This window comes from Flavobacterium sp. LC2016-12 (genome assembly GCF_015351595.1).
Taxonomy (GTDB): Bacteria; Bacteroidota; Bacteroidia; order Flavobacteriales; family Flavobacteriaceae; genus Flavobacterium.
On record NZ_JADKPT010000001.1, the window covers coordinates 136,041 to 154,078 of the forward strand.

The 18,038-nt window shown below is 32.4% G+C and carries 16 protein-coding genes; 9 read left to right on the forward strand and 7 right to left on the reverse strand.

Annotated elements, in window-relative coordinates:
* Positions 1 to 75: 75 nt before the first annotated feature.
* The 6 genes from mnmA to IRZ99_RS00610 all read left to right on the forward strand — a co-directional run bounded on the left by mnmA (position 76) and on the right by IRZ99_RS00610 (position 8,226).
* Positions 76 to 1,263, forward strand: coding sequence for a tRNA 2-thiouridine(34) synthase MnmA (gene mnmA, locus IRZ99_RS00585; RefSeq protein ID WP_194655428.1), 1,188 nt, complete (start codon positions 76 to 78; stop codon positions 1,261 to 1,263).
* A 46-nt stretch (positions 1,264 to 1,309) separates the two neighbouring features.
* A complete protein-coding gene (locus tag IRZ99_RS00590) occupies positions 1,310 to 2,917 on the forward strand; it encodes a S8 family serine peptidase (RefSeq protein WP_194655429.1) in 1,608 nt (535 codons plus the stop codon).
* Between the two features lie 12 nt (positions 2,918 to 2,929).
* Positions 2,930 to 3,874 (forward strand): nitronate monooxygenase family protein, encoded by a 945-nt coding sequence (locus IRZ99_RS00595; protein ID WP_194655430.1) that lies wholly within the window; start codon positions 2,930 to 2,932, stop codon positions 3,872 to 3,874.
* Positions 3,875 to 3,894: 20 nt separating this feature from the next.
* Entirely contained in the window at positions 3,895 to 4,305 is a 411-nt protein-coding gene (locus IRZ99_RS00600; RefSeq protein ID WP_194655431.1) for a hypothetical protein, read from the forward strand.
* A 20-nt stretch (positions 4,306 to 4,325) separates the two neighbouring features.
* Entirely contained in the window at positions 4,326 to 5,435 is a 1,110-nt protein-coding gene (locus tag IRZ99_RS00605) for a TlpA disulfide reductase family protein (RefSeq protein WP_194655432.1), read from the forward strand.
* A gap of 331 nt (positions 5,436 to 5,766) precedes the next feature.
* Positions 5,767 to 8,226, forward strand: coding sequence for a T9SS type A sorting domain-containing protein (locus IRZ99_RS00610; protein ID WP_194655433.1), 2,460 nt, complete (start codon positions 5,767 to 5,769; stop codon positions 8,224 to 8,226).
* Positions 8,227 to 8,299: 73 nt separating this feature from the next.
* Here the strand turns inward: IRZ99_RS00610 and IRZ99_RS00615 are convergent, their stop codons facing one another.
* From IRZ99_RS00615 to IRZ99_RS00625, 3 genes are read right to left on the reverse strand one after another with little or no spacing between them, the layout of a single operon-like run.
* Positions 8,300 to 8,734 (reverse strand): DUF4268 domain-containing protein, encoded by a 435-nt coding sequence (locus IRZ99_RS00615; RefSeq protein WP_194655434.1) that lies wholly within the window; start codon positions 8,732 to 8,734, stop codon positions 8,300 to 8,302.
* Positions 8,735 to 8,762: 28 nt separating this feature from the next.
* Positions 8,763 to 9,836, reverse strand: a complete 1,074-nt coding sequence (locus IRZ99_RS00620; RefSeq protein ID WP_194655435.1) for a PCMD domain-containing protein — start codon at positions 9,834 to 9,836, stop codon at positions 8,763 to 8,765.
* A gap of 2 nt (positions 9,837 to 9,838) precedes the next feature.
* Positions 9,839 to 10,585 (reverse strand): hypothetical protein, encoded by a 747-nt coding sequence (locus IRZ99_RS00625; RefSeq protein ID WP_194655436.1) that lies wholly within the window; start codon positions 10,583 to 10,585, stop codon positions 9,839 to 9,841.
* 190 nt (positions 10,586 to 10,775) lie between these two features.
* Between IRZ99_RS00625 and IRZ99_RS00630 the strand changes: the two genes are divergently transcribed.
* Both IRZ99_RS00630 and IRZ99_RS00635 read left to right on the forward strand, forming a co-directional pair.
* The gene (locus tag IRZ99_RS00630) at positions 10,776 to 11,426 is read left to right on the forward strand and encodes a CoA pyrophosphatase (protein WP_194655437.1); all 651 of its coding nucleotides are present in this window, start codon (positions 10,776 to 10,778) and stop codon (positions 11,424 to 11,426) included.
* Between the two features lie 125 nt (positions 11,427 to 11,551).
* On the forward strand, positions 11,552 to 12,382 hold the full coding sequence (locus tag IRZ99_RS00635; RefSeq protein ID WP_194655438.1) for a 1-acyl-sn-glycerol-3-phosphate acyltransferase: 831 nt from the start codon (positions 11,552 to 11,554) through the stop codon (positions 12,380 to 12,382).
* Positions 12,383 to 12,490: 108 nt separating this feature from the next.
* On the opposite strand, the gene IRZ99_RS00640 is transcribed toward IRZ99_RS00635, so the two are convergent.
* Genes IRZ99_RS00640 through IRZ99_RS00650 form a run of 3 tightly spaced genes read right to left on the reverse strand, consistent with a single transcriptional unit; the run spans position 12,491 to position 14,729 of the window.
* Positions 12,491 to 13,123 (reverse strand): hypothetical protein, encoded by a 633-nt coding sequence (locus tag IRZ99_RS00640; RefSeq protein WP_194655439.1) that lies wholly within the window; start codon positions 13,121 to 13,123, stop codon positions 12,491 to 12,493.
* Between the two features lie 8 nt (positions 13,124 to 13,131).
* Positions 13,132 to 13,626, reverse strand: coding sequence for an RNA polymerase sigma factor (locus IRZ99_RS00645; RefSeq protein WP_026982022.1), 495 nt, complete (start codon positions 13,624 to 13,626; stop codon positions 13,132 to 13,134).
* Positions 13,627 to 13,667: 41 nt separating this feature from the next.
* A complete protein-coding gene (locus tag IRZ99_RS00650; protein ID WP_194655440.1) occupies positions 13,668 to 14,729 on the reverse strand; it encodes a DUF3810 domain-containing protein in 1,062 nt (353 codons plus the stop codon).
* Between the two features lie 177 nt (positions 14,730 to 14,906).
* Here IRZ99_RS00650 and IRZ99_RS00655 point away from each other — a divergent pair, with 177 nt between their 5' ends.
* Positions 14,907 to 16,367, forward strand: a complete 1,461-nt coding sequence (locus IRZ99_RS00655; protein ID WP_194655441.1) for an aminoacyl-histidine dipeptidase — start codon at positions 14,907 to 14,909, stop codon at positions 16,365 to 16,367.
* A gap of 248 nt (positions 16,368 to 16,615) precedes the next feature.
* Here IRZ99_RS00655 and IRZ99_RS00660 read toward each other — a convergent pair whose 3' ends face one another.
* Positions 16,616 to 17,923: a DUF389 domain-containing protein gene (locus IRZ99_RS00660; RefSeq protein WP_194655442.1), complete on the reverse strand. Its 1,308-nt coding sequence runs from the start codon at positions 17,921 to 17,923 to the stop codon at positions 16,616 to 16,618.
* Positions 17,924 to 18,038 lie beyond the last annotated feature (115 nt).

Sequence of the window (18,038 nt, forward strand, 5' to 3'; positions counted from 1 at the left end):
AACTAATCAAAACTACCAAAATAATCTAGAATTTGACTTACCTTTGCACCCTTGTAAAAATATAAACGATTTAGAATGAAACGTGTAGTAGTAGGACTTTCTGGAGGAGTAGATTCGAGTGTTGCAGCTTATTTATTGCAACAACAAGGATACAAAGTTATTGGCCTTTTTATGAAGAATTGGCATGATGACTCGGTTACTATTTCTAATGAATGCCCGTGGTTAGAGGATAGTAATGACGCTTTACTAGTTGCTGAAAAACTCGGAATACCGTTTCAAACTGTCGATTTAAGCGAAGAATATAAAGAAAAAATCGTTGATTATATGTTCAACGAATATGAAAAAGGGAGAACTCCAAATCCTGATGTGCTTTGTAACCGTGAAATCAAATTTGATGTTTTCATGAAAATTGCCTTAAGTCTTGGTGCTGATTATGTAGCAACGGGACATTATTGCCAAAAAAGTGAAATTGAAGTGGATGGAAAGCCCGTTTATCAATTGATTGCCGGTGCGGACAATAACAAAGATCAATCGTATTTTTTATGTCAGTTATCGCAAGAGCAATTGGCAAAAGCATTGTTTCCAATTGGTGCTTTGACTAAACCTGAGGTTCGCGAGATTGCGGCTGAAATGGATTTGGTAACGGCTGAAAAGAAAGATTCTCAAGGGTTATGTTTTATTGGAAAAGTGCGTTTACCGGAATTTTTGCAACAAAAATTGCAGCCTAAAGAAGGTAAAATTGTTCAGATTGATAAAAACGATCCAATTTATGATATTGAAAAACCTGCTGGTTTATCATTAGAGGAGGAATTGAAATTAGAAGCTCAGAAACGTGCTTATCTTTCAACCATGGGAAAAGTAGTGGGTAAACATCAAGGTGCTCATTATTTTACCATTGGACAAAGAAAAGGTTTGAACGTAGGTGGAACAACTGATCCATTATTTATTATTGCGACTGATGTTGAGACTAATACAATCTATACGGGTTTAACCAGTAATCATCCTGGTCTATTCAAAAAAGCTTTATTCATAGAAAAATCTGAAGTACATTGGATTCGTACTGATTTGGCTTTAAAAGCTGGTGAAACAATGAAAGTGATGGCGAGAATTCGTTACCGTCAGCCTTTGCAAAAAGCCACCTTACATCAATTTGAAGATGGAATGTATGTTCGCTTCGATGAACCGCAATCTGCGATTACGGAAGGTCAGTTTGCTGCCTGGTATTTCGATGATGAATTAGTTGGTTCGGGAGTAATTTCTTAGCTTTATACTTTTTTACGGAGGCTATCCCTCTAAAAAAAAGTAAACTATGAAATACTGTTTCACGTTTGTTTTATTCTTGTCTTCTATTGTGATGTTTTCGCAGGAAGAAGATGCATGGGTTTATTTTAAGGATAAGCCTAGTTCACAGCTATTTTTGGATAATCCTTTATCTATGCTTACTCAACGTTCTTTAGACCGAAGAACGAATCAAAATATCTCATTAGATGTAACTGATGTTCCTATCGAAAAAAGCTATATAAATCAAATAAAAGCAAGTTCCGGAATTACCATTATGGCAATGTCAAGATGGTTGAACGCACTTCATATTCGCGGGACTCAGACCAATATTTCAACACTTAAATCATTTGTATTTGTTGATGAAGTTGTCTTCGCGGATAGGACTTTAAATACTACTTCTAAAAGAGTTTCAGAAAATAAGGAAACCAAAACTAATGACAAGCTAAAAACGACTATTGATTATGCTTACGGAAATTCTGGAAGCCAAATTCAGATGCTCAATGGAGATGTCTTGCATAAACAAAATTATACTGGCGCCGGAAAAATAATTGCTGTTTTAGATGGAGGGTTTCCAAATGTAAATACGGCAGAACCTTTTAAAAGACTGATAGATAATCAGCAAATTTTGGGAGGTTATGATTTTGTATCAAAAAGCGAAAATTTTTATGCAGGTGATGACCATGGCACAATGGTGCTTTCCACGATGGGGGGATATAAAGAAAATGCTTTGATTGGAACAGCTCCAGATGCTTCTTATTATTTATTTATTACAGAATATAATCCGACTGAAAACCCGGTAGAAGAATCTAATTGGGTTGAAGCTGCAGAAAGAGCAGATAGTTTAGGTGTTGATATTATAACCACTTCATTAGGTTATTTTGAGTATGATAATGCTAATTACAGCCATACCTACAGTGATATGAATGGGGCCACCAATTTCATTTCTCGTGGAGCAGAAGCCGCTTTCAGTAAGGGAATAATCGTGGTCGCTTCAGCGGGAAATGAAGGCAGAACGCCTGAACCTCACATTGGAGCACCCGCCGATGCAGTTTCAGTTATCACCGTTGGTTCTGTTGATGCATCAAAAATAAAATCTAATTTCAGTTCAATTGGCCCGAGTTTCGATAATCGAATAAAACCTGATGTTATGGCTCAGGGAACTGCTACAGTTGTTTCCGATGCTTCTGGTACTATTGGAACGGCTAACGGAACTTCATTTTCATGTCCGGTAATGGCTGGAATGATTGCCTGTTTATGGCAAGCTTTTCCAACTAAAACAAATAAGGAAATTCGACAAATGCTTTTGGAGATTTCGGATCGATTTGCAAATCCAAACAATGATTATGGATACGGAATTCCGAATTTTGGATCTACTTTAGGAGTTCAAAATTTTCTCGCTTTTTCTGATTTTTCAATATTTCCTAATCCAGCTAAAACATTTGTTTCTTTTTCTTTTTCAAGTGAAAATTATGAAGCATCAGTCTCAATTTACTCCGTTTTGGGGCAAAAACTAATCGAAAAACAAATTACGAATCAAAACCCAATTCTTTCTATCGAAGCATTAAATAGTGGACTTTATTTCTATACTTTTGATGCCGAAGGTTTGCATAAAACCGGAAAGATAATCAAACAATAAGAACCTGCTTGCATGAATAAAATCACACAACTTTTCAATATAAAATACCCAATTATTCAAGGCGGAATGATCTGGAACAGTGGCTACAAATTAGCTTCTGCAGTAAGTAATTCAGGAGGCTTAGGTTTAATTGGAGCTGGTTCAATGTATCCTGAAGTTTTGAGAGAGCACATTCAGAAATGTAAAAAAGCGACTGATAAACCTTTTGGTGTTAATATACCAATGTTATATCCCAATCTTGAAGAAATCATAAATATTGTGGTGGAAGAGGGGGTGAAAATCGTTTTTACTTCAGCAGGAAACCCTAAAACCTGGACTTCTTTTTTAAAGGAAAAAGGAATTACAGTTGTTCATGTTGTAAGTAGTAGTGTTTTTGCTTTGAAAGCACAAGAAGCAGGGGTAGATGCTATTGTTGCAGAAGGTTTTGAAGCCGGGGGACACAACGGCCGCGATGAAACTACAACATTAACGCTGATTCCGATGGTGAAAGAAAAAATTAAGATCCCGATTATTGCCGCTGGAGGAATTGCAACCGGAAGGGGAATGTTGGCTACAATGATTTTAGGTGCCGATGGCGTTCAGGTTGGAAGCCGTTTTGCAGCTTCAATAGAATCCTCTTCGCACAATAATTTTAAGGAAACAATAGTTAATGTAAAAGAGGGCGATACCCAATTAACTTTAAAGGAATTGGCTCCAGTTCGATTGGTAAAAAATAAGTTTTATCAGGATGTTCAGGATTTGTATGAAAAATGTCCTTCAAAAGAAGAATTAATTCAGCTTTTAGGAAGAGCAAGAGCTAAAAAAGGAATGTTTGAAGGTGATCTTGATGAAGGAGAACTTGAAATAGGGCAAATTGCCGGACTCATTCACGAAATTTTGCCAGTTGAACAAATTATTCAACAAATGATGACTGAATTTGAAGCTGCAGCCCAAGAAAAGGCTAAATTTGAGTTTTAATTTCCCCCAAGAAATACAATATGAATTCTATAAGAACCTACATAATATTACTTTTTTTGGTATTTGGCCTGCAACAGGTTCAAAGCCAGTCATATCAGTTTAAAACTTCAGGATTTAGTGTTTTAGAAAAAAACGAAAGAGGAAAATGGGGTGAGTGGTCCAATCTTGATTTAGTGAATCTCTCGGTAATTTTAGACACTAATAAACACCGAATTGTAGTTTATTCTCAGGAAATTCAACTTTTTAATATTTTGAATTATATCGAAAGAGAAGAAAATGACACCGATGTTGTTTATTCATTCATGTGTAAAGATAATGACGGACGTGAGTGTAAGTTGTCTATTATTACACGTAAAAAGCAAGAGTATCGCAAACAGCTTTATATTAACTATGATGATCATATTATTGTTTATAATATGACTAGTGTTTAATTAATAATAGTTAATTCTAGATGGCAAGTAAATTTATCTTAAGCATTTTATTCCTTGTAAGTTGTATTATTTATTCTCAAAATAAAACAATCTCAGGAAAGATCTCTGGTTTTAAAAATGGAGATAAAGTATTATTAAGTGACCCTGAGCTCAATCAGTTTATTGATAGTACCATTATTTTAAATGATAGATTTGTAATGAAAAGCAGATTGTCTGATGAACCTAAAAGTTTATATTTAGTTTTAAAATCTGAAGGTAAATTTTACTCAACTCAACTTTTTATTGCAAATGAAAACGTTGCAATTAATGGTAATAAAAAAGATTTCCCTTATGATTTAGTAATTTCTGGTTCTGAACATCAAAATAAATTGACTATTTTGAAAAATCAAACTAAGGTATATCAAAAAGAAAGAGATACAATTGTGACATTTCTAAGAAAAGAAACAACAGATACAAGTTCAACTCATAAAACTTTATATAAGAAAAATGTCGATCGTATGCATACGATTGATAAAATAACTGATAGTATAACGAAGATTTATATTAAATCAAATTTGAATTCATTTGCAGGAATTAAAGAGCTGTTTAATTTAAGAAGTACTTATCAGAAAATTGAGTTGGAAAATAGCTATAATAGTTTGCCATCTAACTATAAAGAAAGCGTTTATGGTAAAAGATTATTTAATTATTTAAAAATAGGAGATCAATTAAAAACAGGGGATTTTTTCTTTGATTTTGAAGCAAAAGATCAATTTGGCAAAAAGCATAAATTATCTGAGTTTACAGGTAATTATATTTTATTAGATTTTACTGAAACCTATTGTGAATTTTGTATAAGATCAAAAAAAGAGTTAAAAGAAATTTCTGAAAGTAATTATAAAAATCTTAAGATAGTAAGTTTTAATGCCGATAAATCTGAATTAACCTGGAAAAAAGGTTTGGAACGAGATAAAATTAGTTGGCTATCGCTTTCTGATGGAGAAGGAACAACAGGGAATACATTGCTTAAATATGGAGTTACAGGGTATCCAACCTTTTTCTTAATAGACCCAAATGGAAAAATTGTTTATTCGACTTTTGGTTATGATGATCAAAAAATAAAAAATATGATCAAAGATAAAATGAAATAAAATTTTCAAAACACTTTCATTAATTTGAAAATTTATTAAGAATAATTACTTTAAAAAAGTTTTCAGGTTTAATTAAAAAAAAATAACAAACCCGACTAATTTTAAAAATTTGTCGGGTTTGTTGTTTTAAAATTTTAATGATCTGAGCGATTTAAAGCATGTTTTTGAACTATTTTAAATTACTTAATTTTAAGAGTTATGTAGTGAAAATTGTTATATTTGACTTGTTAAAATTATTCGTTTTTCATTGTTTTTTTAGTAAAAATGATGCGATCGTGAATTTTTTTTCTCAAAAAAAACTTAAACCAAAAACAATTAACCTACACCGCGTATGAAGAAATTCTACTCTTTATTTTTGCTTACTCTTTTCGGAATTTTATCGTCTTATGCCCAAACTATTGATGAATCTTTTATAAAGCCCATCCCTTATAAAGCGGCAAAAATTACTGTGATTAAAGAGCTTGCTGATGGCAAGATTTTAATTGGCGGTAAGATTGATTTCTATCAAGGTAAAAAAGTCGGTAACCTTATTCGAATAAACTCTGATTATTCACTTGATGAAAATTTTACTTTTAATGTAGATCCGAAATTAGAAATTAGAGATGCAAAAATTCAAAGTGATGGAAACATTATAGTTTTAATGGATAATTCGACCGCACTTGCTGCTGATCATTATGCATTGTATCAACTTGATTTGAATGGAGAAATTATAGGTTCGGTAACTGATCTTATTATGGCAAAATCTATAGCAATTCAGGATGATGATAAAATATTAGTCACTGGAGGCGAAATAGGCGCTTATGGTAGCACGAGCTGCTATTTGCACAGATACAATAGTGATTTTTCTATAGATCAAACATTTAATAATGATTTGGAATTTAACAATTTCACAAATACTGTTGCGGTATCTAGTGAGGGCATTTATGTTGGAGGTATGTTTACATCTGTCAATGGAATCGCTAAAAATGGTCTTGTAAGATTAAATTCTGATGGTGCACTTGATACTACGTTTGATATTGGAGAAGGAGGAAAAGGGTATCTATTTTCATTTACACTACAAGATGACGGCAAGTTATTAATTGGAGGGAATTTTTTTAGTTCGGAAGAAAATTCTATAGTACCTTATATGATAAGATTAAACCCAAATGGAACACTTGATTCGAGTTTCAAATGTCAGTATGGTACACCTTTCAGCTCAAAAATTTTCGTTAAAGATTCTTATATATATTTGAATGTAGGAATTAACAACATTGTCGATTATGGTTTTTATTTTGTTAGGTTAAATTCAGATGGATCAGTAGATGAAAATTTTTCACGTGCTAAACTAAACGAAATAGCGTATGATTTTAATATGGGCTTTGTTGCGGACAAAATTATATATAATAGTACAGAGCAAATTGGTAATAGATATGGTTTATCAGTATGCGATTTAAACGGAAATACTTTAGAATCTTCAGATTTACAGACTAGTAGATTTGGAAGTTTTGAAACAGGAGAATCTATTGATGGAAAATTAGTAGTGAAAGGAGATTTTGTTAAAATTAATGATGTAAACACTTTTGGTATTGCATTGATGAATTCAGATGGATCTTTTAATGAATCATTCGTTTTTCCGAAGTATATTGGAGAAATAAGACAATTCCAAGTGGTAAACAGTACGACCATTTTTGTAAGTACTAAAACTAAATTTCTAAAACTGAATAATAAAGGAGAGGTTTTAAAAGATTTTGACTTTAAAAAAGATTCGCAAATTATTGAAATGAGTCGTTTTAAAGTATTAGAAAACGGTAAGATTTTAGTTACAGATCAATGGAATTTATTCAGATTAGATGAAGACGGAAAACAAGAAGCTGTATACACTGCATTAAATTCAGATCCAAATATTTGGATTACAGGTCTTTATTTTGATTTACAAGATAATAAAATTCTTTGTAGTGGTGTGTATAATGTTTTTAATAACGGAGGATATTCATATAAGATAGTAAGACTTAATTTAGATGGCTCAATTGATGATACTTTTAAAATAGACGGTTCAGGTCCGGACTCACCAGTTGGTATAATTAAAATACTTGATTCTGGAGACATTATATTTGCTGAAATATTTTCAACTTTTAATGGAGTTTCAGTTCCAAATCAAATTGTAAAAGTCTCTAAAGATGGTAAAATGGATTTGGAATTTAATGAAAACCAAAAAAGCGGAAAAATTGGAAGTAATGATTATCACGATTACAGAAAAATTGAGCAGTTAGGTTCTGTTATTTATATTACAGAAGGTGACTCCAATGTCACGGCAATCAATCTTAACGGAACATTTGTAAAAGATTTTGAGATGCCGTTTAAAATTGACCATCTAAGCGATATCATTGCTTTACAAGAAGAAACTCCTCCAACCGCAAAATCAAAAGTTAAATCAACATCTAATAATGATAATTATATTTTTGCAATAGGCGCTTCGGATAATCCTGGAGAAAATGCCCCATCATTTATTGTTAAAATAAATGTAGGTAAATCTTCAGGAGAATTAGGAGTTAATCCAACTCCTCAAAAAGAGATTTCAAATGTCCAGGTTTATCCAATTCCTGTTGCAGAGAAAATGAGTTTATCATTTTCAAATTCGATTATACCAACAAAAATTGCCATTTACTCAGTTAATGGAGCAGAGGTGTATGCCGCAGATTTAAAAGATAAACAAACTCCTGAAATAGATATGAGTCAGTTTAATTCAGGGATTTATTTTGTGAAAGTTTTTTCTGATAAAGGAACGGAAACGAAAAAGATAATTAAAAAGTAATTGTCCTAAAGCAGGATTGAATAAAAGGCTCTGAATTTTCAGAGCCTTTCATTTTTGTAATCTTAGAACCTTTTTAATCAATGTCCTTGATGAACTCATCATACTCTAAATAAAACATTTCAAGAGCATGCATTTTCTCATTGAAGAAATCAAAAATAGCATCCCAATTATTACGGTTGCTAAAGCCTAAGCCTGTTTTTTCAACCCAGATTCGGCTGATAGTTTTTCCGCTTTCCAAGGTGTAATTTTTCTCGTAAACTAAATCCTGAACAAATTCTTCTTCGAGAATATTTTTTAAAGCTTCTATTTTTTCAAAATAAGCTGTTCTTTTTTCATCACTTCTGTGTTCGATATCAATTAAAACCTGAGCTTTTTTATTGTCAACGAAAAATTTAAAAGAAAAGTCTTTTATTTTAGTGTCATAAAGAACCCATTTGCGCGGATATTTCTCGGCAAAAGCCACCCAAAATTCTCTTTTTATTTTTTGTGATTCTTCTTTACTGTACATTTTTTTAATTTAGTATAGCCGTAACTATTTAATATTGGAGTTTAAAATTATTTACATATAACGTACTGTTTACACCACCTTCATACAAAATTCCGTCAGCACTTGAGGCAAAAACTACTATAATATGTGTTGGTTTGTCTGTTGCGCTTCCATAAAGTCCGTTGCCAGGTTTTTGATAATCAGGATAAGATGAGTCTAACGTTCCGTAGGTCAAATTTACACTAATATTTTGAAGATTTACACCTGTTGTGGTACTAGTTCTATGCCATCCTGTTGCAATTCTTTTAATAGCACTTGGGTTATCTCTATTTTCGAGGATTACATAAATATCAGCCTGATCTGTTTTGTCCATAACCTTCCCTTTTCCGTCTTGATAAGGTGTTCCGGCTGTATATTTAATTTCTGCCGAAAAACTTTTTGGTTTGGCTGTAAACGGAATCCCAAATTGTGCTGAAGCAGGAGGATTAGAAATATTCAAAACAAATTTTCCTGTAAACAAAGTTCCTGAGCCCATGCGTTGTCCAACAATACCTGAAACGCTGCCAAGATCTTTAGTGATAATTTGCGCGACATAATCTGTACCTGTATTTAGATACGGATAAGTAGTTACGTTAGCTGCGCTTGTAGTTGTTGTACCATCATTTGCGGTAGCCCAAATAGTGTTGTCATTTAATCCAGGTTGTTTGTAAGCTTTTCCAGAAGGCATATACCAGTCATCAAAAGCACTATTTTCTAATTGCGGATTAGCTCCTTCCTGCGTAACAATAATTGTATAAATGGCTTTGTTTCCATTTTCTGCCGTTACAGTGTAAGTTTGCGGAGAGGTAAAATCCCGAATCGTTTCTTTGACAGGAGAAATGGTTGCAAATGTTGACAAGGCTAATGAATCAATAGCTAGTTTAGTGACATCAGCATCGGCATCAACGGTAATATTAATTTCTTTAGTTTCTTCGTTAATAATAGAAAAACCAGATTGATTTTCTATGGTGATATATCGAATATCATTTTTGTCAGAAGTACCAAAATATTGATCGTCAACACAAGCGGCAGTCGTTATTAAAAGACCACATATCAAAATTGAATAGAAGAGGAGTTTTTTCATGATTATTGAGCTCTTTTTTTAATTGGAAAATAATAATAAAACCCAATATTTAATCGAAGTAAATTGATGCTGAAATCAGAATCTGTTCCATGTGATTTCTCTGTAATTGCATCATTTACTTTAGTTTCAGACCATGTTGCTTTAAATCCTGCAATTTGCGCTCCAACTTCTACAGAAAAACCTTTAACTACATTAACCATGATTCCTGGGTTTATTTGTAATTCTATTGAACGATCTTTAGAATAGGTCCTGGTCAATAAATCATCAGTTGTCCTTTCTTCAAGAGAACTGCTAAAAGAAGTTCCCAATAGAATTTGATTGTATAAAAAGAATCGTTCTTTCTGGTCAAGGGGAATAAAATTCTTCATCACACCATAAATACCATATGCGTCTTTGGCATATTGAACTGTAGTTGGAATATTTTGCGAGTCGGTTTCGGTTTGTTCTCTTCGTGTATTTTCATAACTGATTAATGCTCCCAGAGCAAAGTTGTTTTTAATAAAATAACCAGCATCAACGCTTGTTTTAAATTGATTGCGGGACTCATCATTTACATTAACTAATAAGCCTTCTTTTTTATCAGTGTCTTTGGTTGAAAATGAAAAAGTGATACCACTATACATATTCCCTTTTCCAGTAAGTTTATATTTTGAATTAAGACTGTCCTTTGGTATTGTTTGAGCAAAACTTGATTTTGATACAAATATGAAAAGTACTAAAAGTCTATAACTGATTATCTTTTGATGCATAAATTGATTTTTATATGATTTTGGAGTCTTAAAGCATAAAGAGCTAGTTGTTTGCATTATAAAAATACAATTTTTATCGAATTCCTTTATCAGTAATCATAAATTAAGGGATTGATAACTTTAAAACTTGTGAGATGATGATTTCTAGACTATCTTTAGGTTTAATTTTTTACAAAAACTTCCTTTAATCATGGATTTTCAAGATTTTTTACAATATGTTCCTAATTTAATTCCAGTTGAATTGCCGGCCACTCTGGCCCACATAAAGATGGCTCCAAAAGGACGCATTGAAGAACTTAAAAATTTTGATATAGCAACCAAAACTCCAAGAATTGCTGCCGTTATGATGTTGTTTTATCCTAAAAATGATGAAACACATTTAGTTTTAATTGTTAGAAATGCTTATAATGGTGTTCATTCTTCACAAATTGCCTTTCCTGGAGGAAAGTATGAAATTTCAGATGTCAATTTTGAAGAAACAGCACTAAGAGAAACGGAAGAGGAAGTTGGAGTTTCATCTGAAAAAATTGAAATAGTTAAGCATTTTACCCCGATGTATATTCCGCCAAGTAATTTTTTAGTACATCCCTTCTTGGGAATTGCCAAAGAAGAACTTTCATTCTTTCCCGATATCAGAGAAGTAGCTGACATTATTGAATTACCACTGTCAGATTTTTTGAATGATGAAATTATTATCGAAACCACATTGTCAACTTCTTATGTTGCAAATGTTTTAGTTCCGGCATTTAATATTCAAAATCATGTTGTTTGGGGCGCAACCGCGATGATATTGAGTGAACTAAGAGAAGTTTTGAAAATTACTTTTGAGGAAAATTCGTAAAAATGAAAAATTAATGATTTGATATTCATTATAATAACAATTTATTTCCGAAATTGCTTAATAGTATTGCTAAAAGAATAATTTTTGTATGTTTGCGACCTAACAAAAAAACACAATAAGCACGTATGGGATTGTTTAAACGAAATCCTTTTGGACATATATTATTCATCAAGAAATGGTTAATCCGAATCTTGGGTGCCATGACGCACCGCAGATACAGGGGGTTTAATGAATTGCAGATTGAAGGATCTGAAATTATTAAAACGCTGCCAGATAATAATGTATTGTTTATTTCGAATCACCAGACTTATTTTGCTGATGTTGTGGCAATGTTTCATGTCTTTAACGCAAGTTTAAGCGGACGTCAAGATACTATTAAGAACATTGGTTATTTGTGGCAACCCAAAATGAATATCTATTATGTTGCTGCCAAAGAGACGATGCAGGCGGGTTTATTGCCAAGAATTTTAGCCTATGTAGGTGCAATTACCGTAGAAAGAACATGGCGTGCTAAAGGTGTTGATGTTACTGAAAAACGTGAGGTGAATCCTAATGATACTGAAAACATTAGAATTGCCCTTGAAGACGGTTGGGTAATTACTTTTCCGCAAGGAACAACAAAGTCTTTTAAGCCAGTTCGTAAAGGAACAGCACATATTATAAAACAGCATAAACCAATTGTAATTCCGATTGTTATTGACGGTTTCCGTCGCTCATTTGACAAAAAAGGATTGCGAATGAAGAAGAAAGGAATACTACAATCTTTTATAATCAAAGAACCTCTTGACATTGATTATGAAAACGACACCATTGAAGAAATTGTAGAAAAAGTTGAATATGCGATTGAACAACATCCATCATTTTTAAAAGTTATTCCAGCCGAAGTAATTAAGGCAGAGGAAGAACTTAACGAAATGAGAAGATGGAGTTATAAGGAGCCGGAGAATGAAAATTAGATTTGTAAATATTTTTTAGGTTTGACAAAAAGATAAGAGGTTATTATTTTTTTATAGACTCAAAAGAAAACCTTTAGACCATTGCCTCCCTGAACCTTTGTACCTTTTTTAGAAATCAATTTTCTTCAACTCTTTATAATTAGCATATAATCTTCGTAAAAGTGTTCCGTAAAGTAAGCGGTAAAAGCACCAGAAAAGTCCAAAGAAGGCACAGGAAACTAAAAGTGCTATCCCGAAAGTTATAAACATAGCCTTGCCATTTGCAGCTAATTTTTCTCGTATAAAAGCCATGTCCGGATTGTATACAAAAGCGACAAAGAAACTTAATATTGCTATTATAACAATCATTCCCAGATTATACCAAACATAGTACTGCACGGTTTTGCGAGTTCTTAAAATAGCACTCATTAGTGATTTGGTGGCAACAGTTGTTGAAATTGTGGTGTAGTTTTTATAGAAAATAAATACGAAAACCAATCCAACAAAATAATTTAGGTAAGTCAGATATTCAAGTGCGTTGACAATTTCCGGATGATTGATTTTTTGCAAAGCATCATCAGTATTGAGGAATAAGTTTGAAAAAGTCCAAAAAGAAATTTCCAAAATACTGATTATCAAAATCCACTTCACAATAGAAGATGATTTTTTGTGAATCATTTTGTAGATTTCCTGTTCAGAAATTTGTTGAAAAGAAGCCGAGTTCTTTTTCCAGTCTTTTTTTAATAAATCCAGTTCTTTCATAATAATTTTTAAGGATTTAGTATTTTTTTAAGTTTCCCCTTAATTCTGTTCATTTTCACGCGCGCATTCACTTCGCTGATCCCTAGGGTCTCTGCTATTTCTTGATAATCTTTGTCTTCTAAATACATAAAAACTAATGCTTTTTCGATGTCATTAAGCTGATAAACGGCTTTGTACATCAATTTAATCTGTTCTTCCTCTTCATAGTTGTAATCAACATCTTTTACAAAATGCTGATGACTTTCATATTCTACGGTCGATATGGTTCTTTTGGTTTTTCGGTATAAGGTAATGGCGGTATTTAAAGCCACCCGATACGTCCAGGTCGAAAATTTACTGTCGCCTCTAAATTTCGGATAAGCTTTCCAAAGCTGAATGGTAATTTCCTGAAACAAGTCTTTGTGTGCATCTTCGCCAGCAGTATACAATCTACAAATTTTGTGGATTATATTCTGATTAGCCTTCAATTGCGCAACAAATGACTGTTCTAGGTTTTCGCTCATAATGTATTAGTAGTATTGCAATCTATTTTGTTACAGCTTAATTATAATTTTCTGGTTTTATAGTAATTAATTGCCAAATCGATGAATTTGCTGTAGCTATCCATGCCGTCTTTTTGGTTATTTGATTTCAGGAAATTATCATAGAGAAAGTAAAAACCTTCATCAAGAAAAGTATCATACTTTTTGTGAAAATCCTGACTTTCCTTATAGTTTTTTAAGATTCCACTATGAACGTATTTCTTTAATTGATTGAAAATTTTCTCGTTCTTATATTTCCAGATTCCGAGACAATAATTTAAAGTAAAACTATATCCGGCATATTGATAATAAAGATTATCGTTTTTAACAGAAGCTAAAAAACCAATAAAATTGCATTCATTTTCACTCGCGAAACCAATTTGATGAGCCATTTCATGAGCTGTAGTTTGAGGAAAAGTGTACATCGGTAATAAATCATTAATTTGAGCTTCGTTGGTAAACGGATTTAAATAACCGCCAAACCCCATGTAAGTCAGAGGTGTGCTGAATAGCGATTTTTTAACACTTAAGATTTTGTATTCGAAATAGGGATGTTCTTTAGCCAGATTGCCATAACCATTTAAAATCATCTTAAAAGATTCTTTTTGAGAGTAAGGGAAAACAATTTTTGCCCCTGCATCTTTGGTAATCGCAAACTGAATTTCATTCGTCTTGACAATTAGTCTTTTTGTAAAAGCTAAAAGATCGGCATCGCTATATTCTCTTTTGATTTCCATTTTTTGAAAAAGTGGTTCACGATAATAATTAAATGCCCACAATACGTGGAAGAGAAAATAAAAAACGGAGATTTTACCTAAGATTGTTAAAAGATGATCTTTCCAGTCTGTCCTCCATGTTTTTCGTATTTTCCAAAACCAGATTATTATTGATATAATAAGAATTGTATATATACAATCACCAATCGAAAAAGGAATTTTGCCTAAAAGAGTTCTTGAGAAATGCGAAATTCTAACAAATAAATTGTTGCTATAGAATCCTTCAACATAATCAGGAAAATAGGGTAGAATTTTTAAAAAGATAATTTGAATTAAAAGAAATATTGGTAAAATGTATTTTGATTTCACATCGTAAATTTTTGGATACGTAAATATAAATACAATATTAGAACTAAAAAAAGATTGTATTTATGGAATTTGATTTTAAAGTAGATAATTAGTGCTAATTCGTGAAATTTGTGGCGAAAAAAAATATAAACTTTGTAACTTTGACATTCTTAATTGTTAAACTTCAAACAAAATATAATGAGTCAGGAAATAAGAAATCTGGAACCTAAGGCATTATGGAATAAGTTCGCCGATTTGAACGCTGTTCCTCGTCCGTCAAAGAAAGAAGAACGTGTGATCGAGTTTATGAAAAACTTTGGAAATAGCTTAGGTTTAGAAACTTTTGAAGACGAAATTCGAAATGTAATTATCCGTAAACCTGCAACTCCAGGAATGGAAAATCGCAAGGCAATTGTAATGCAGGGACATCTTGATATGGTACACCAAAAAAATGCAGATACTGTTTTTGATTTCGATAAGCAGGGAATTGACATGTATGTTGATGGTGACTGGGTTCGTGCGCGTGGCACAACGCTTGGTGCTGATAACGGATTAGGAGTTGCTACAATTATGGCTATTCTTGAAAGTAAAGATATTCCGCATCCGGCAATCGAGGCTTTGTTTACGATTGATGAAGAAACTGGAATGACAGGAGCTTTAAATCTTAAAGGAGGAATTCTTCAAGGTCAGATTTTATTGAATCTGGATACTGAAGAAGATGACGAAATTGATATTGGATGTGCTGGTGGAATCGATGTAACGGCTACAAGGACTTATCATGAAGAGCAAGTTCCGGAAGGATCAGTTGGACATATTATTACCGTAAAAGGCTTAAATGGTGGTCATTCAGGAATGGATATTCATAAAGGTTTGGGTAATGCAAATAAAATAATGAACCGTTTGTTGTTTGACGCTTTTGAAAACTTCGGTTTACAGGTTGCTGAAATTAACGGAGGAAGCTTGCGTAATGCTATTCCAAGAGAAAGTGTTGCAAAAGTTATTATTTCTGAAATGTTTGATGAAGCTTATATCTTTGATATGCAGGAAATCATCAACGATATTAAAGCAGAATATAAAACGACTGAACCAAACTTATCTATCGAAATCGTAAAATGCGATTTACCAGAAAAAGTAATGGATTTAGGAGTTCAGGAAGGAATCATCAGAGCGATTTATGCGGCTCAAAATGGTGTTTACAGAATGAGCGCTGATATGGAGGATTTAGTTGAAACTTCAAACAATATTGCTCGTGTTATTGTAAAAGATGGTGAAATTTTAGTTGGATGTTTAACGCGTTCTTCTGTTGAAACTTCAAAATTTGATTTGGCGAATTCACTTCGTTCTGCTTTTGAATTAGTAGGTTGTGAAGTTGAACTTTCTGGTTCTTATCCAGGTTGGACACCAAATGTAAATTCTGAAATTTTAGATACTTTAGTAGGAATCTACGAAAAGCAAAATAATGAGAAACCAAAAGTGGTTGCTTGTCACGCTGGTTTAGAATGTGGAATTTTAGGAACAAACTATCCAGATATGGATATGATTTCTTTTGGGCCAACAATTCACGGTGCACATTCACCTGACGAAAGAGCAAGTATTTCATCTGCTCAAAAATATTGGAAATTTGTATTGGAAATTCTTTCTAATATTCCAGTTAAGTAATAGTTTTTAGTGTTCAGTTCTTTAGTATTCAGTGAATCTGTGTACTAAAGAACTGAACACTGTTTACTTTTTAATCTCTTTTCGGAGAATTTTTCTTTTCTCTTTTCTCTTCTTTCTTTTCTTTAGCCGTTTTTAACGGTTCTTTTTTTGCTGTTTTTTTAGCATCTTGACTCTTTGACATATTTTTTTTGATTAAGTTATTTTATTTATTTTCAAGTAAATATACTTTCTATTTTTGGTTTATGATGTTAGTTTTGCTGATATACTTCAATTGAATCTTTGGCAAGTCTTTGTTTTAACCACAATTTCATTTTTATTTGTGTTGGTTCGTCAAGCCCTTTTTTGCTCTGGAAAAGAATTACCGGAATAACTTTTGATTTAGTTGATTCATTCTCAATTGTGTAATTTCCTATCTTAAGTGAAGTTACTGCGGGAAATAAAATTTTAGCTTCATTGTTAATCTGGTTCGTGTTGAAATTATATTGCGATAATTGATTTCTAAGATTATTGATCAAAATATCTTTTTGATCAACAACAGTTTGATTGTTATTAATTTGATTCATAATGTCTTTTCTCAAATTCACGGTATCTTGTCTAATAACTAGTTTTGTATTAGGCAGGTCGTAACTAACCAGTTTCTTGTTGAGATTTGCAATTTCAGTGTCATTGAATTTTTTAGTTAAAAAAGCCAATTCAATTTTTTTGGGATCTGCATTGTATCTTATTTTTTTATAAATAATAGGATAATCTTTATTGTGGAATTCATCCTGAAGAAAAACTTCTACTCTGGAATTATAACTTTTTTGATTGTATAACTGATATGCAAAATAAACACTAGGTGTAATTAAGAATAAAATTAAAATAGATATTCCGTATTGTACTCGTTTTTGATGTTTCTGATCAAGCTGTTTTGCAATAGGATATTTTAAATATTTAACAATTAAAAAGGTAGCGATGCAAATAAAAACGCAATTAATAGTATACAGATACATGGCACCCAAAAAGTACATATAATTACCTAATGCTAATCCGTAACCAGCAGTACAAAGAGGAGGCATTAAAGCGGTTGCAATAGCTACTCCCGGAATCGGATTTCCTTTTTCTACCCGTGTTACGGCTATCACACCCACTAATCCTCCAAAGAAAGCAATTAAAATGTCATAAATATTAGGAGAAGTTCTGGCTAATAATTCGGATTGGGCTTCTTTAAATGGACTAACGTAAAAGTAAATGGTGGAAGTTGCCAAACTTACCAAAGTGGCAATAATCAGGTTTTTAATTGATTTTTTTAAAAGTTCAAAATCATACATCCCTAAACCAAATCCGGCGCCTACAATGGGTCCCATTAGTGGCGAAATTAACATTGCTCCGATAATTACTGCTGTCGAATTCACATTTAATCCAACAGAAGCGATAATTATGGCGCAAGCTAAAATCCAAATATTAGAACCTCTAAACGATACAGAACCTGTAATATTCTCTATTACTGATTTCTTATTTTCTTCACCTTTGTGAAGATCAATAAAGTTTAAAATTTTTTGAGTTAAATCTGTCATGATATTTTCTGGAAAGAAGTAAGGATGTCTAATTTAATCAAAAAAAGGGATTTAATGGGGTATTTGCAAGAGAAAGTGCTCTACATGATTCAATAACGAAGGTAAAAGTTTCTTT

Coding starts and splice junctions, on each gene's coding strand:
- IRZ99_RS00660 (WP_194655442.1), bottom strand. CDS start 17,923: ATGACAGATTTAACTCAAAAAATTTTAAACTTTATTGATCTTCACAAA.
- IRZ99_RS00645 (WP_026982022.1), bottom strand. CDS start 13,626: ATGAGCGAAAACCTAGAACAGTCATTTGTTGCGCAATTGAAGGCTAAT.
- IRZ99_RS00640 (WP_194655439.1), bottom strand. CDS start 13,123: ATGAAAGAACTGGATTTATTAAAAAAAGACTGGAAAAAGAACTCGGCT.
- IRZ99_RS00655 (WP_194655441.1), top strand. CDS start 14,907: ATGAGTCAGGAAATAAGAAATCTGGAACCTAAGGCATTATGGAATAAG.
- IRZ99_RS00605 (WP_194655432.1), top strand. CDS start 4,326: ATGGCAAGTAAATTTATCTTAAGCATTTTATTCCTTGTAAGTTGTATT.
- IRZ99_RS00620 (WP_194655435.1), bottom strand. CDS start 9,836: ATGAAAAAACTCCTCTTCTATTCAATTTTGATATGTGGTCTTTTAATA.
- IRZ99_RS00610 (WP_194655433.1), top strand. CDS start 5,767: ATGAAGAAATTCTACTCTTTATTTTTGCTTACTCTTTTCGGAATTTTA.
- IRZ99_RS00635 (WP_194655438.1), top strand. CDS start 11,552: ATGGGATTGTTTAAACGAAATCCTTTTGGACATATATTATTCATCAAG.
- mnmA (WP_194655428.1), top strand. CDS start 76: ATGAAACGTGTAGTAGTAGGACTTTCTGGAGGAGTAGATTCGAGTGTT.
- IRZ99_RS00625 (WP_194655436.1), bottom strand. CDS start 10,585: ATGCATCAAAAGATAATCAGTTATAGACTTTTAGTACTTTTCATATTT.
- IRZ99_RS00600 (WP_194655431.1), top strand. CDS start 3,895: ATGAATTCTATAAGAACCTACATAATATTACTTTTTTTGGTATTTGGC.
- IRZ99_RS00630 (WP_194655437.1), top strand. CDS start 10,776: ATGGATTTTCAAGATTTTTTACAATATGTTCCTAATTTAATTCCAGTT.
- IRZ99_RS00590 (WP_194655429.1), top strand. CDS start 1,310: ATGAAATACTGTTTCACGTTTGTTTTATTCTTGTCTTCTATTGTGATG.
- IRZ99_RS00595 (WP_194655430.1), top strand. CDS start 2,930: ATGAATAAAATCACACAACTTTTCAATATAAAATACCCAATTATTCAA.
- IRZ99_RS00615 (WP_194655434.1), bottom strand. CDS start 8,734: ATGTACAGTAAAGAAGAATCACAAAAAATAAAAAGAGAATTTTGGGTG.